Annotated in this window: 11 protein-coding genes; 8 read left to right on the top strand and 3 right to left on the bottom strand. The window is 42.3% G+C overall.

Annotated elements, in window-relative coordinates:
- Positions 1-59: 59 nt before the first annotated feature.
- The 5 genes from ACQY3F_RS05335 (at position 60) to ACQY3F_RS05315 (ending at position 8,361) form a co-directional block, all read left to right on the top strand.
- A complete protein-coding gene (locus ACQY3F_RS05335) occupies positions 60-533 on the top strand; it encodes a hypothetical protein (RefSeq protein ID WP_428353899.1) in 474 nt (157 codons plus the stop codon).
- A 130-nt stretch (positions 534-663) separates the two neighbouring features.
- On the top strand, positions 664-1,284 hold the full coding sequence (locus tag ACQY3F_RS05330; RefSeq protein WP_428353898.1) for a DUF2760 domain-containing protein: 621 nt from the start codon (positions 664-666) through the stop codon (positions 1,282-1,284).
- Entirely contained in the window at positions 1,281-3,194 is a 1,914-nt protein-coding gene (locus ACQY3F_RS05325) for an Hsp70 family protein (protein ID WP_428353897.1), read from the top strand. The genes ACQY3F_RS05330 and ACQY3F_RS05325 overlap by 4 nt, the downstream gene beginning before the upstream one ends.
- A 115-nt stretch (positions 3,195-3,309) precedes the next feature.
- A complete protein-coding gene (locus ACQY3F_RS05320) occupies positions 3,310-6,054 on the top strand; it encodes an Hsp70 family protein (protein ID WP_428353896.1) in 2,745 nt (914 codons plus the stop codon).
- Between the two features lie 168 nt (positions 6,055-6,222).
- Complete coding sequence (locus ACQY3F_RS05315; protein WP_428353895.1) at positions 6,223-8,361, top strand: TonB-dependent receptor domain-containing protein; 2,139 nt, start codon at positions 6,223-6,225, stop codon at positions 8,359-8,361.
- A gap of 583 nt (positions 8,362-8,944) precedes the next feature.
- On the opposite strand, the gene ACQY3F_RS05310 is transcribed toward ACQY3F_RS05315, so the two are convergent.
- A complete protein-coding gene (locus ACQY3F_RS05310) occupies positions 8,945-9,850 on the bottom strand; it encodes a hypothetical protein (protein ID WP_428353894.1) in 906 nt (301 codons plus the stop codon).
- Positions 9,851-10,094: 244 nt separating this feature from the next.
- Between ACQY3F_RS05310 and ACQY3F_RS05305 the strand changes: the two genes are divergently transcribed.
- On the top strand, positions 10,095-11,456 hold the full coding sequence (locus ACQY3F_RS05305; protein ID WP_428352972.1) for an IS1380 family transposase: 1,362 nt from the start codon (positions 10,095-10,097) through the stop codon (positions 11,454-11,456).
- 324 nt (positions 11,457-11,780) lie between these two features.
- On the opposite strand, the gene ung is transcribed toward ACQY3F_RS05305, so the two are convergent.
- Positions 11,781-12,521, bottom strand: coding sequence for a uracil-DNA glycosylase (gene ung, locus ACQY3F_RS05300; protein ID WP_428353893.1), 741 nt, complete (start codon positions 12,519-12,521; stop codon positions 11,781-11,783).
- A gap of 275 nt (positions 12,522-12,796) precedes the next feature.
- The gene (gene ftsH / locus ACQY3F_RS05295; RefSeq protein ID WP_428353892.1) at positions 12,797-14,740 is read right to left on the bottom strand and encodes an ATP-dependent zinc metalloprotease FtsH; all 1,944 of its coding nucleotides are present in this window, start codon (positions 14,738-14,740) and stop codon (positions 12,797-12,799) included.
- Between the two features lie 124 nt (positions 14,741-14,864).
- Here ftsH and ACQY3F_RS05290 point away from each other — a divergent pair, with 124 nt between their 5' ends.
- Positions 14,865-15,101, top strand: a complete 237-nt coding sequence (locus ACQY3F_RS05290; protein ID WP_428353891.1) for a TIGR02647 family protein — start codon at positions 14,865-14,867, stop codon at positions 15,099-15,101.
- A 111-nt stretch (positions 15,102-15,212) separates the two neighbouring features.
- Positions 15,213-15,800 (top strand): DUF4136 domain-containing protein, encoded by a 588-nt coding sequence (locus tag ACQY3F_RS05285; RefSeq protein WP_428353890.1) that lies wholly within the window; start codon positions 15,213-15,215, stop codon positions 15,798-15,800.
- The last annotated feature ends 214 nt before the right edge of the window (positions 15,801-16,014 follow it).

Here is a 16,014-nt window from a genome sequence, read left to right as displayed (position 1 = left end):
TTGTTCATAGCCTTACATTCGCGTAAAATTACCCTTCGCATATTAACTATCAATACCTCATGAAAAAAATTACATTGCTTATTTTCTGTACCTTGTTTCTACATGCCTGTGCTGACGAGAAGACAAACAATAATCCTACACCAGCGACCGCAAGTACCCAGCCACAAGCCAAAACGACACAGGCAATAGCGGATTCAGCAGCAAAACCCAAATCTACAAGCTGGAATGGATCGATCCTTTCCGATGCAACCATAAAACAAGTACAGGAAGATAAATATATCTACACCCAGTGTGTCTATAAAGAAGCACAAAAAAAGGGCTACAAAAAAATTGAATCACGTGTCGCTACCGATGCGGTCATCAAACAATGCGAACCTGAGTTAAGCAAAATCCGTGAAACGTTTGTAAATGATGGTGTACCCGAAGTCATAGCCGACCGTTACCTGAAAAAAACCCGCATTGATATCACACGTAGAATATTAAAATCATTAATGTTTGCCGAAGCAGCCCGTAAATCGGGAGCAATTCAATAGTTAGATCCATAGTCTTTAGCAGATCATTTTTAAAAACATTAAAACCCTTATGAACAACAACCAGTATAAAATTGATTTAGAAATATTTCCCACTACCTTTGATGCTATTCATGCCTATTTAGCAGCAACCGTGTTTGCCCTGGCACTCACCGTTATTATTCTACTATTTGCTCTGCTAATTAGCATGATGCGCAGAAGTAAAACTACAACTCAAACAATTGATAGCTCTAAAGAACAGACTATTTCCACACAGATTCCAAAGCTTCAACCGGAAGTAAAAATTGTTGAAAAGATTGTTGAGGTTGAAAAAATTGTAGAAGTAGAGAAAATCGTTCAACTTCCAGCCCCAGAACCTATCGTATTAAAAGAAACAACACCTGATGCAGCATTACAACTGTTAAACCTGTTACAAAAAGAAGCACGCTTTATTGATTTTATTAAAGAAGATGTTAATGCCTATAGTGATGCTGATATTGGTGCTGCCGCACGCGTTGTACATTCAGGTTGTAATAAAGTAATTAAGGAGCATTTCAGTTTAGCCAACGTTCGTGCTGAATCTGAAGGTAGCAAAATCACCTTAAACAAAGGTTTTAATGCCGCTGAAGTGCGCTTGACGGGTAATATCGTGGGCCAAGCTCCCTTTACCGGCACTTTAGTGCATAAAGGCTGGCAAGTAAAAGAGGTTAAATTACCTAAGCTTACAGAAGGTCATAATGCTAATATTATCGCTGCGGCGGAGGTCGAACTATGAGCGAATTCGACAACCAGAACCAACACGATAACAATGAATCTGATGATAAGCAGACGGAAGCGCAAGCCGAAAAGGGTGCACATTACTCCATCGGTATCGATTTAGGTACAACACATTGCGTACTTTCCTATGCTGATATATCAGACCCTGATGCTGATGAAATATTTCAACAGGTGCTACAAATACCTCAACTCACTGCGCCTGGCGTAATCGAAGAAAAAGATCAATTACCTTCTTTTTTATATCAGGCACATGAAGCTGAAATTAATGAAGGTGAAACCGCCCTGCCCTGGACGGCTAAACCTGATTACCTGGTTGGTGAAATCGCGCGTAACTTAGGGACTAAAACTCCTATTCGCTTGGTTTCTAGTGCAAAGAGCTGGCTTTGTCATGCTGGTGTGGATTGCAAATCGGCTATTCTACCTAATGAATCCCCCGAAGATGTTGAACGTGTTTCGCCTTTTCAAGCCAGCTCTGCATACTTAGAACACCTTTGTGCAGCATGGAATAAACAACATCCTGAGGCACCAATACAAGACCAGGAAATCACCCTGACAGTGCCAGCTTCTTTTGATCCAGCTGCACGAGAATTAACTGCGGAAGCGGCAAAAAAAGCCGGATTGCAAAATGCTATTTTACTAGAAGAACCCCAGGCAGCACTGTATAGCTGGATCGAGAAAAGTGAAGGCGACTGGCGTAATCATGCCAATGTAGGTGATATTATTCTGGTGGTTGATGTCGGTGGTGGTACTACCGATTTATCATTGATTGCTGTAACCGAAGAAGGAGGTACGCTAGGCCTAACGCGTATTGCCGTCGGTGATCATATATTGCTGGGTGGTGATAATATGGATCTGGCTTTGGCCTACACGCTTAAAGCCAAGCTGGAAAAAGAAGGCGGAAAGCGCCTAGAAAGTTGGCAAATACAAGCTTTAACTCATGCTTGCCGAGCTGCGAAAGAAACTATTCTTAGTAATGACGAAGCGGATAATATACCTATCGTAGTGCCAAATCGTGGCTCATCTTTAATTGGCGGTACACTACGTACCGAGCTTAATCGGGATGAAATCAATACAGTATTGCTACAAGGCTTTTTGCCTGAAGTGGCTAGTAGTGAACAGCCTGTTAGTCGTGCGCGGACTGGCCTACGTACAGCCGGTTTACCATATGCTCAGGATGCGGGTATTACACGTCATTTAGCTAGCTTTTTAACACGCCAGTTAAACGCAATTGATGACCTAAGTGATATTAGCCTGCCGGGGAATGCAACATTTATACACCCAAGTGCCGTGTTATTTAATGGCGGTGTCTTAAAAGCAACTCGCTTTGCCGACCGTTTAATGGATGTTATTAATTCCTGGTTACGTGCTGAACAGGCCGAAGATGCGAGGGTTTTGACAGGGCTAGATCTAGATTTAGCGGTAGCACGCGGTGCGTCTTATTATGGCTATGTGCGCAAAGGTAAAGGCGTACGTATTAAAGGCGGGACTGCGGCTTCCTATTACGTAGGAGTCGAAAGTGCCATGCCTGCAGTTCCCGGTATGTCTCCAGAGATTCAAGCCCTTTGTATTGCCCCGTTTGGTATGGAAGAAGGTACTGAAGTCGAGTTACCGAATGACGAATTTGGCGTGATTGTGGGTGAACCCGTGCGCTTCCGTTTTTTTGGCTCTAAAACACGCCGAGAAGACCTTGTCGGCACCCGTCTGGATTACTGGTCAGATGATGAACTAGAAGAGTTAGATGAAATAGAAATTACCTTACCCGAAGAAAACCGTAAAGCCGGTGAAGTCATTCCCGTACATCTTTCTGTCGCTGTCACTGAAATTGGAACCTTAGCATTACAGGCAATATCCAATCAAGATGACAATCGCTGGAAAATTGAATTTGATGTGCGCTCTGGCGAAGAGTGACAAAAAGACGTGACTATATAGGATGAGTTGAGGCACGAAACGCATCATACATGAATGATGCGTTTCCTATCGTCAACGCATCCTATGCATAGCACAGGAGCGGGAAATTACACTTGTGAACAACAAATTAGCTCAATATCATATCGGCATAGACTTAGGCACAACACACACCGTTGTTGCTTACGCCAAAACCGGCCAAAAAAATGCAGTTATCCAGATTTTTGCCATCCAGCAGCTGGTCGCACCTGGAGAAGTCTCTATACGAGATTTATTACCTTCGGTCCGTTATCATCCAGCAGAAGGAGAGTTATCCGATGCCGATATGGCTTACTCACCTTCGGGTGATAAAGCAATTATTGGTACTGCTGCTCGCGCCTTAAGCTCAAAATCACAGGGCCGTTTTGTCAGCAGCGCTAAAAGCTGGCTTTCCCACCCATCTATAGACCATACTGCCGCAATTTTACCCTGGGGCAGTACAGAAGACGTGCTAAAAGTCTCTCCCCTTGATGCCAGTGCCAGTTACTTAAAACATGTAAAACAAGTCTGGAATCATCAGTTTGCTGACGCTCTATTTGAACAACAGAATTTAGTCATCACTGTACCCGCCTCATTCGATGAAGCCGCACGTTCATTAACTCTGGAAGCAGCAAAAATAGCAGGCCTGAACCATATTCGACTACTAGAAGAACCACAAGCTGTTTGTTATGACTGGTTACGCCGCCATAGTGATAATCTTCAAAAGACTCTGAATAATATTAAATTGCTATTAGTCTGTGATGTAGGTGGCGGAACCACCGATTTAACATTAATTAAAATAGATCATAGTTTAGATGAACCCCAATTATCACGTATAGCTGTGGGTGATCACCTAATGCTCGGGGGTGACAATATTGATCTGGCGCTGGCACATTTAGCAGAGTCAAGATTAAGTACTGATAATAAAAAATTATCGGCCGCTGACTTATCGCATTTGCTGGAACAATGCAGGATCGCTAAAGAGCGTTTATTAGCCGACAATGCTCCCGAACAGGCTAATGTCACCTTACTGGGCGGAGGCGCTAAACTAATCGGTGGCACTCGTTCGGTAAATTTAACACGTGATGAAGTGCATGAAATCGCTTTAGATGGTTTTTTCCCACTCTCTAAATTAACAGACCTACCGGATAAAAAACGTAGTGGTGTCATCGAATTTGGTCTGCCCTATGCTGCAGAACCCGCAATTAGTAAACATATAGCCGGCTTTTTAAAAACCCATCAGCAGGCAGCAAAGAATGCCCTCGGCACTGATAGTACCGTACCAGATGCACTACTCCTTAATGGTGGAGTATTTCGTAGCCAACCCATCACTCAACGTACGATCGAGCTCATTAGTTCATGGCGTGATGCCGAACCTACTTTACTAGAAAATCAACACCCAGAACTTTCTGTCGCTTACGGAGCAGTGAGTTATGGTATCGCTCGAGAACATAAAAAGATTAAAATTGGCGGGGGTGCTTCGCGCAGTTACTTTCTGCTTGTCGGTACTGAAAGTGACCAGCAAGGCGTTTGTATCCTGCCCCGTGGCAGTGAAGAAGGCAATGAAATCATTTTAAAAGACCGTCAATTCTTGCTACGTCTGGGACAGCCTGTCAGCTTTCATTTAGTTTCTCTTACAGGTGGCAAAGAATATCAAGCAGGCGATATAGTTCCTTTAAATGAAGACTTTCATCCCCTACCTCCACTTGCCGTAGCCTTCGATCAGCAAACTGACAGTGCGACAACTGCAGTGAACGTAGAATTATCAGTTACCCTATCCGAAGTGGGCACCCTGCAAATCCAGTGTGTGGCCATTGAAAATATCCAACAGCGCTGGGACGTGCAATTTCAAATCAGAAAAAGCAAAGCCGTATTATTTAGCAAAGAATTACCAGCTGGCTTTACAAGTGCTGTGACATTAATTGTAGATATTTTTGGTTCTAAATCAAAAAATATTAACCCCAAAGCAGTAAAAAGTTTACGCGCAGACCTTGAAAAAAGTTTAGGCTTGCGTAGCGAATGGTCTAGCCATTTACTGCGTGAATTATTTGCCGTATTACTGGAGGTACGTAAAAATCATCGCCGCTCTGCAAATCATGAACGAGTCTGGCTCAACCTAATGGGCTATTGTTTACGCCCAGGCTTTGGTTACCAGCTGGATAGCTGGCGCGTTGAACAACTGTGGAAAAGCTATAACAATAATATTCAGTTTGTAAATGAAACCCAGAACTGGAGTGAGTGGTGGACTTTGTGGCGACGCATTTCAGGCGGCCTGGATACCGAAGCGCAGGAGCTTATTTTCAAAGACCTGGCTAAATACCTGAACCCCGCCTCTGCACGTCAGGGAAATACAGTCAAGCAAAGTAAACAACGCGGTTATGATGATATGGTACGTCTGGCAGCCGTACTCGAACGTTTACCTGTAGAACAAAAAATACAATTAGGCGAATGGTTGTTAAAACGCTTACAAAAAGCTAGCGAGCCCGCACAAACCTGGTGGGCTGTTGGTCGTATCGGCGCGCGCGTGCCTTTTCATGCCAGTACGCACTTTGTTGTTCCCGCCTACATAGCATCGATCTGGCTAGAACAAATACTAAAAATAGACTGGAAAAAAACGCCGCAAGCAGGCTTCGCAGCTACCTTAATAACACGTATGAGTGGCGATAGAGCGCGAGATATAGATGATGAGTTGCGTGCAAGAGTTATTGCTCAATTGAAAACCAGCAAAGCACCTATCACATGGCTGGAAATGATTGAATCGGTTAGAGAGCTGGATGCTAGTGAAGAGAAACAAGTCTTTGGTGAAGCTTTACCTCCGGGTTTAACACTGATTAATAATGAATAAAACAGGAAAGCAGGGCGTGCAATCAAAAAAATTGCTTACAATTTTACAATAATTCTCATTCAATACTCTCCTGATTCGTTATTTACACTATTTATTAAATAAGACTAGCCTAATAAGCTAATTTTTAAGATAATACTTGTTCGAAAGGATTTTAATTTATCACATTCAATGGATATGATGCCTAGTAATTTCTGCAAAGCCCTGACTATCTTTCTTGCCAGCGGCCTAATCTCTATAAGCCATGCCGATAATACAGAAGAGCATGCTCAAACAACAGATTCACAAGAGCCAAATAACTCGCCAGATCAAGCCTTTGATTCTTTACCTACTGACGTATCACAAGATCCTTCTGCTGTTACTTTGGAAGCAATGGTCATTTCCTCAGACCAACCAGGTCAAGCCTTTGAATCTATCAAACTGATAAAGAAAAACCTAGGTATTGCTACTGATGGTGCAGATATCTTAAAACAAACCCCTGGGATCTCAGTAACTCGCCAAGGTGGAACTGCCAGTGACCCTATGCTTAGGGGACTAGGTGGCACACGGCTAAACATTTCTATTGATGGCGTGCCTTTTGGCGGCGTGTGTAATCATCGTATGGACCCTGCAACAGCCTATATCAGCCCGGGTTCCTTTGATTCTCTTATTTTACTAAAAGGCCCACAATCAGTTACTAATGGTAATAATATTTCAGGCGCGGTTGATTTTGAACGTGATACACCTAGCTATGAAGAAATAGGCGCAAAGGCCTATGGCAGTTTTTTATACGGTAGCTTTAACCAGGAAGCTGTCTCCATCGACAGTTCGGTGGGAACTGAATATGGCTTTTTAACTTATACGCATAATAACACCAGTGGCGACGATTATGTGGATGGTGATGGAAATGTCGTGGATCAAACTTTCTACGACACCTCTAATGACCGTGGCTCTATTGGATTCACACCCGATGATGACACTTTAATTGAATTTTCTGGTTTAACCGGCAAAGGTGTCATTGGTAACGCGACCATCCATATGGATGTCACTAAATTAGACCGTCAAAATTACGATTTACATCTTCAAAAAAATAATATTAACTCCTGGCTAGCAAGTGTCGACCTACGCTATAACTATACTGATGTCGATCATGAAATGGATAACTTTAGCTATAGGGACCCTGATTTTGGACATGGGTATAATGTAATGTCTCAATTCTGGGTACGCAATTATGCAAAAGCTGAGTTTGTTATTGATATTAATCCAGAACTGCAATTAACAAGTGGCGTTGATTATAAAAATGATAATTATGAAGGCCGGGGGGCTGGTGGCTATGCTGGTGGTATCCCTGGAATTCCTGCGGACCCTGCACCAGACATCTCACAGAAACCGCTTAATCAGCTGGTAGCTTTTGATAATTTTGCCGCGTTTTCGGAATTAAATTATCAAATGACAGAATCTCTACGCTGGGTTTCAGGCTTCAGAGTAGATACCTTAGGTACAGATACCGGTACAATGCATGCCGCAGGTGAAATCAGCAACATAGTCTTATCTGGCTCAAACCAGCATCGCAGACAAACTTTATTTGCCGGCTTCTTGCGCTCGGAGTATGCGGCGGAAAATCTGCCTCTAGCTATGTCTGCTGGCTATGGACATGCTGAAAGGGCTGCAGATTATTGGGAAGTTTACAGTATGGATGCATTTGCGCTCAACCCTGAAAAAAATAACGAAATAGATGCTATTATTTCTTATCAAGCTGAAGAGTTCACAGTTGAGCTTTCAGCATATTACAGCTATATATCTGATTTCATTCTGGTAAAAGGCGGAGCCAGCGCCTTAAATATTGATGCACAGCGCACAGGAACAGAACTTCTTACGGCCTATTATGTGACCGATGAAGTGAGTTTGACAGGTAATTTATCCTATACCTATGCACAGAACCTAACGCAAAATACACCCCTGGCACAAACACCTCCACTGGAAGGAAATATTGGTATACAGTACGATGATGGTGTGTTTTATGGCTCAGTCAATACGCGCCTAGTCGCTAGGCAAGATCGTATTCATACAGGCTTTGGTAATACTGTAGCATTGGATACAACCCCTACCGCTGGTTTTGTTACTGCCTCATTACAACTAGGTTATACACCACACCCTTTAGTTAAATTTCAGTTTGGTATCGATAACATATTCGACAAAACCTATACCGAACATTTAAATCGTAGCGCAGCAAGTGCCGCTGGCCCAGCATTAAAGAAACTCATCGAACCGGGAAGAGCTTACTGGGGAAGAATAACGGTTGACTTTGATTATCCGGCTAGTTTTATCTGATAAGCGGCTTCGCCTGAGCATGAACTAATGCTCTGCTAATGACACGCCCTATTACACGTATTTCTCTTATACTGCAGCGTGTTGGAATGATTACTAAACAATCACCCGCCGAAAGATGGTTGGGGTTGAAAGCTTGGCGACTGAAAGTCAATTTAGCCTCACCCTTTCTGTTTTAAAATTATCAGAATGTAGCCTGTATGAAGCTTGCGTAATACAGGGATAGCCGTGCACCCACTTTCCACATGCTCCACACGGGCTAAGCTTGTGCAATAAATGTCTCTAAGTATACTTCCGCGAGGTCACGGGTGCGAATTTCTAGCCGCTGAGTTTTGCTAATAGCTACATTGCTGAAACCGTTACTTAGCTAGCTATGCGCCAATTTCAGTACCCCGTATCAAGTACGGGACAGGCTTTACTATCGACAAAAATCAGCTCACTATATCCCGCATCCGTGACCGCGCGAAGTATAACTGATGTTTGTCTGGGTTCAGGTACTTATTTGATCAGACACTTCACACGCAAAAAAAAACGCCACTTCAAAATGAAGTGGCGTTTTTTATGGATCAAGGTATATCTGTGAAGCTTACATAGCCGTGTTATTCATACACATACCATCTGGCATCATATGCTGACCTTCCGCGCAGCCATCTGTATCATCCATTTCCATTTGCTCTACCCAATGGCTAAGCGCACCCGCATCAATCAAACCACCAAATTGGGGGCCGTATACATACAAATGACCATTTTGTGCACCCATATAAACATTACTAACCGAGTAAAAACGCGCATAGTACCCCATTACATCCATTGAGTCTTGATGTGTAGGGAAAAATTCTGGATACTTAGCCTCAGCCCAGTCATATAATTTATCAATTGTTTCCGTATCCACAGCTTCTCCAGCATCACCAGCGGCAAATTCAACAATTAACTTAATTTCATTATCATAACCAGTAGGACTGTCGGGGTTAGCGCAGTTTGGCATGCTTCCCATCCCTGCAATATGACACATCGAACCATCTAAATTGACATAAATATTATTTTTATCAAACATTATTAATTCTGGATCTAGCCCAAAAGGTGCAAAATGGGTATCAACTTGTACATTTACTATATCAGGTAAACTATCATCGGTATCTTCGAAATGAAAGCCTGTTGAATATTCATACATATATTGATTATCAAAATCCTGAGCCTCAATAGATGTATAAGTTAATTTAATCATATTCTGATTAAAGTCAATATCCCAGTCAAACGTACTTACACCCTCAGTGAATACATAAAAATTCTGTTCATCCGGGTCAGTAGCATCACTTGCAAAAATCATCACCTCATTTGTTACTCCCTTCACTGAAGTAATATCTCCTGAATTCCAAATTTCAAATTTCAAATTTATATTATGGCCATCGAAAGATTGCTGTGCTAATGCAAACGGAGACATTGCTATCCCTGTTAACAAAAATGAAGCAGCTGTTAATTTTTTTAAGTTCATTTTTTTGTCTCCTATTTATATTTAACCTAGATCTATATTACCAAATCCTTAAAGGTTAATACAGCATAGTTACCATATATTTCGCTAAAGTATAGACTAGAACACATATAAAGCTGACAAATGTCGTTAAGTAAATAAACAATGTTACCTAAATCCTGCAAGCATTATACATAATAATCCACAAAACTCCTTATTAAACAATGATATAATATCATTTTCCTGATTTCACTATCTCATTGTTTTAATGAAGCCCTCTAAAGTATCAAAATCCTCATCTCACGTAAGAAACCGTACCCGAACGGTAAAAATGACATCTACAGCACATGGATTGACAAGCCAGGCGGGACTGATTCCCGTCGTGAAATATTTAGACAGGATAGGTTTTGAAAAAACCGTAAAACAAAGCGTTCCACATCGGCGGGGTGAAAATGCAGACCATCACTTATCTGATGTGGTTCTATTGACGTTGGTTGGCATGATGGGGGGAGCAACATCAATGGCAAAGGTGACGACCGTATGGGCAGATAGCGTACTGCGCAAAGTAGCTGGCTGGATAAAGATTCCTGTTGAAACCACAATTTTACGGATCTTTAAAGAAGTAAGTGATAGGCAGATAAGCCAGTTTGAAACGCTCACGCATACTTTGCGTGGTCAACACTGGCGGCGATTGCTTCGTTCCGGAAAATCGAAAACTGGCATACAATCCGTCCAGTGGGTCGATGTCGATTCAACTGTGGACACCGTTTGTGGTCGACAAGAAGGAAGTGCCAAAGGCTTCAACCCCAAAAAGAAAGGTGCCCGTTCATACCATCCACAACTCGCTTTTCTAGCGGAAACAAAAGAAATTTTACAAGCCTGGTTCCGGACAGGCAATGCCTTTACAAGCAATGGTGTTGTAGAATTTACCAAACAGTTACTTGCACACTTGCCCAATCGGATGCGCATTATTTTTCGCGGTGACAGTGGTTATTTTGTCGGTGATTTGCTTGAATTTCTCGATACCAGAGGGCATGGGTATCTAATAAAGGTTAAACTTAAGAATTTGAACGCATTGCTGGCCAAACAGGCCTGGACAGCCATACAAGGCCGACCCGGTTGGGAGCAGAGCGAGTTTCAATATCGTTGTGGTGGCTGGTCTCGCTCTCGTCAGTTTGTCGCGGTCAGGATAAAGCAACCTAAACAAGTGACAGGACCTCAGTCCGAGCTTTGGGATACGGCAGAATATGACTATTTTTGTTATGTAACAACTGAACCTCTATCGCCTTGGCAAACACATAAGAAGTATGGTGAACGAGCGACGTGCGAAACATGGATTGAAGAAGCAAAATCACAAATGGGTTTAGGTAAAATCAGAACGAATCAATTTCTGGCTAATGCCGCATTATTTCATTGCGCCGTTCTTGCCTACAATACCGTGCGCTGGATGGCTCAATTGAGTGGCAACAAAACGTTGTGCCAATGGGAGCCGGATACACTTCGTACTTATCTGATTCGGGTGGCTGGAAAATTACTCACAGGCAATAATCAGCTGAGAGTCAGAACACCTGCAGATCCGCTCTATCCACAGGAATGGGATGATTGGGTTAAGGTGGGGTTACTCGCTTAACATTAACCGAAGTTAAGTCACTTTGATTAAAAGGTCATGGCACGTTGGCAGGGTGTTTATTGCCTTGGGCTCGGGGGATATCCATACGATACAAAAAATTTCCTCTATTTATGATTTAAATCTGGATATTTTGATCGGTTGGACAAAGAGGGCTGGCAAAGCGGCAGTAAAAACCTAATAACCACTTAGCTAGACAGGTTAATGAGAGTCAAAATATGGGCTTGCAGGATTTAGGTGTTATTTAACTTGATTTTTTATTGCTGCAATTATTCGTCAAAAACCAAGCTGTTAAGCCTTCTAGATTCAACTCTAAGAAATAATGCTCTATAGTCCAGTTGCTAGATTAATTTCCTGAGCCTGCTTAAATTGCGCGATTGCAACACTATTAGCAGGCAATTGCCACTCAATAGGTGTTATTCCATTATTCAGCAAATACTCAATAGCACGGGAAAATGGTTTCTGAGCAAAAAACCCACGATATGCTGATAGGGGCGACGGGTGTGGCGCTTTTATTACCAGATGTTTGCTAGTATCTATAAAACTCCCTTTTTTCTGCGCATAACTGCCCCAAAGCATAAACACCACATGCTCTGCCTGTTCATTAAGCTTGGCAATCACAGTATCGGTGAAACGTTCCCAGCCCTGCCCCTGATGCGCTGCTGCCTGGTTTTTTTCCACACTCAGCACGCTATTTAATAACAACACACCTTGCATCGCCCAACTCACTAAACAGCCATGCTCAGGAAGAGGAACAGTAAGATCAGTGCTCAATTCTTTATATATATTCAGTAGTGATGGCGGAGGCGTAACCTCGGGGGCAACAGAAAAGCAAAGCCCATGTGCTTGCCCAGGCCCATGATAGGGATCCTGTCCTAGTATTACGACTTTAACATTTGCAAAAGGAGTTAAATTCAAAGCAGCGAAAAACTCATTTGCATGTGGGTAAACCGTTTTACCCTGACGTTTTTCTTGCCGTAAAAATTCACCTAAGGCCTGCATATAATCCTTAGTGAATTCGTCTTGCAATACGTCTTTCCAGGATGATTCAAGTTTAATACTATTCATTGCCTATTAGCCCTGTTACTGTAAATGTACTAAGCAAAAAAAAGCGGACAAAAAGCCCGCTTTTCACACTTCTTGGTTGCAAGCATAAGGCAAAATACCTTAGCTTAGGCACCTGGAAACAAATAACCATCCAACTTTGCTGGTCTTTTTGCCCGTCATTAGCACTGTAGAAATAGTTACGTAGCCAGCTATGTGCCTACTTCTACAGCACTAATGACAAACAAAAATCCAGCCCAAATATTGGACGCTTATTTATTTACAGGTGCCTTACATCCCTACATTTCCTGATGTCCATGTACGCCAGAACTCCCACCTAATTGTGCATCATCATTCTCCGCAACAATATCAGCTTCAGGCTCATTCTCAGTAGCTAAAGGCGCTGTCGGCTCATCTTCGTCCGGCTCATCAACTGGAGGGTCTATTTTTTCACCCTTTAATAATTTTGCAATCTGGTATTTATCGATCGTTTCCCAATCCATCAATGCATGCGCCATATTATGTAAGATATTAAGATTGTTATTTAAAATATCTTCGGCTCGCTGATAATTTTTATCGATAACGACACGTACTTCATCATCGATTATTTTTGCCATTTGTTCAGACATAGGCTTACTTTGCGAGCCCATATAGCCCTCACTGTCTCCATAGTCCATAGGCCCCAGTTTGTCCGACAAGCCCCATTTGGTTACCATATTACGCGCTAACTGGGTAGCACGTTCTATATCATTTGATGCACCTGTCGTTACTTTATTTTTTCCGTAAATAATGGCCTCGGCAACACGCCCACCGAACAGTCCTGATATCTGACTTTCCAGCTTATCTTTACTCGCACTGTATTGATCCCGCTCAGGTAAAAACATGGTAATACCTAAAGCACCGCCACGCGGCATAATACTCACCTTATACACAGGATCATGTTCAGGTACATTCTGTCCGACGATGGCATGACCCGCCTCATGGTAGGCAGTCATTAATAAATCTTCTTTACGCATAACCATAGATCGTTTTTCTGCGCCCATCAGTAATTTATCACGCGCCCGGTCTAAGTCATTCATATTCACCACACGCTTATTATTTCGTGCCGCTAGCAACGCTCCTTCATTCATTAGGTTAGCCAATTCAGCTCCTGAAAAACCCGGTGTACCACGCGCTAAATCCTTAATATTGACATCTTTATCCAGAGGTATATTTTTACCATGCACCTTCAAGATTTGCTCACGGCCTTTTATATCCGGCAAGCCTACATGCACTTCTCTATCAAAACGTCCCGGTCTTAATAATGCTTTATCTAATACATCAGAGCGGTTGGTCGCGGCAATAACGATAATACCTTCATTACCACTAAAACCATCCATCTCTACCAGTAACTGATTAAGTGTTTGCTCGCGCTCATCATTACCGCCCCCGCCTGGTCCAGAACCACCACGCTGACGACCTACTGCATCAATCTCATCGATAAAAATAATACAAGGTGCGCGTTTTTTAGCTTGTTCAAACATATCACGCACACGCGAAGCCCCTACCCCGACGAACATTTCCACAAAATCAGAACCTGAAATTGAGAAAAATGGCACGCCCGCCTCACCAGCTATCGCACGAGCCAATAATGTTTTACCGGTTCCTGGTGGTCCAACCATTAGTACACCATGGGGAATTTTACCGCCCACATATTCGTATTTTGATGGATCCTTAAGGAAATCCACCATTTCCATCACATCTTCTTTTGCCTCTTCTACTCCGGCAACATCGGCAAAGCCTACTGTAATCTCATCTTCTTCTAATAACTTTGCCCGGCTCTTGCCCATGCCCATCTGACCACCGCCACCACCGGCACCACCGCCTTGTTGTTTGCGGAAAAAATATACCCACACCGCTATCAATAACAACATCGGTGCCCAGGAAATAAAAATTTGAGTCAGCATGGATTGTTTTTCAGGCGTGACTACTTTTATTCTAACCCCATACTCAATTAGATCATCTATCAGATGATCATCACCCGGGTTATAGGTAATAAATCGCTCTCCGTTACGCAGCTTACCTTTTACTTTTTCCCCACTAATTGTAACTTCAGACACAGAACCATTGCGTATGTTTTCAATAAAATCGGAATACATTACGGTATAGTTACTTTCATTCCCGGGCTGCATTCTGCCCATAATGGTAACTAAGGTGGTTCCAATCACAATAAACATTGCGACTCTCATAAGAATTTTCATCATTTCATTTCTCTATATTGTGGCTATTATCTCTATTCTGAGATATTACTGTATTTTGCCTGCCTCTTAGTGGTATAAAATAACACAAAGTAATCACGACTACATTTTAAAAATAAGGAATTATACTATGCCCATTTCATCCGAACTTGTTGAAGAACTGACTATTTTAGCACGTTACAAGTTAACATCGACACTCGAAGGTATTAAAGTTCACAACACAGCAGCACCAGAAACAGTTGCAGCGATAAAGCGACTGCATGAAAAAAACTTAGTTAGCCAGGATGATGGTGGCTATTTAACAGATTTAGGTATCGAAACAGCTGAACATGTCCAAAAAGCATTAGCAATTTTAACATCTAAATAGCTTAAGCTTAAGCCTCTAAATCAAAAATATATTAGCATATTGCAAGACACTGATTTAAAGGTCTTTTAATAACTGTAATTCCCTGTCCATTGCAAAGTATAAGGAACATATATGAAGCATTCTCTTTTAGCTCTATTTTTAGCCTTTCTTTTAACCGGCTGCTCATCGCTTTCGCTAAGTACCGATTACGATAAAAGCATAGATTTTTCTAAATTTAAAACCTATCGCTGGCACGTAGACAATGAACACAACACTGCCAGTTTAAAATATTTAGACCATATTATGGATAAAAGAATCCGCTCGATAGTAGATCAGCAACTCGGTGCAAAGCATTATGCAAAAAAATCCGAAGGACCGGTTGACTTCCTGGTTAACTACAGTGTCGTAATAGAAGATAGAGTCGATGTACGCACTTATAATAACTACAATGGCATGTATCCCGGGTATAGCTATAGAGCCGGCTATGGGTACTACGGACGGGCTGTAGGCGTGGGTTATAGCACAGGTTCCGATACTCAGGTTACGCACTACAAACAAGGCACGCTGATTATCGATATCATTAACCCGGCAACAGACCAGCTAATCTGGCGTGGTGCCGCCGATGGACGCTTACCCAAAGGCTCCGATAGAGAAAAAAGCGACAAGTTAGTAGAAAAATATGTCACTAAAATTCTGTCTAATTTCCCACCTAAGCAATAAAACATATTTAAGTGCCGAACCCAATAGGCACTTAGGCACCTGGAAATAAATAAGCGTCCCATATTTGGGCAGGATTTTTGTTTGTCATTAGTGCTGTAGAAGTAGGCGCATAGCTGCTACGTAACTATTGCTAGAGTGCTAATGACGAACAAAAAGACCAGCACGATGGATGATGTGTGTTTCTAGGTGCCTGACTATTTTCCATGCTTAGGAA

Origin of the sequence: Methyloprofundus sp. (genome assembly GCF_965251085.1) — a bacterium.
In the GTDB taxonomy this organism is placed as follows: domain Bacteria; phylum Pseudomonadota; class Gammaproteobacteria; order Methylococcales; family Methylomonadaceae; genus Methyloprofundus.
This window is presented reverse-complemented; position numbering and strand designations above follow the sequence as displayed.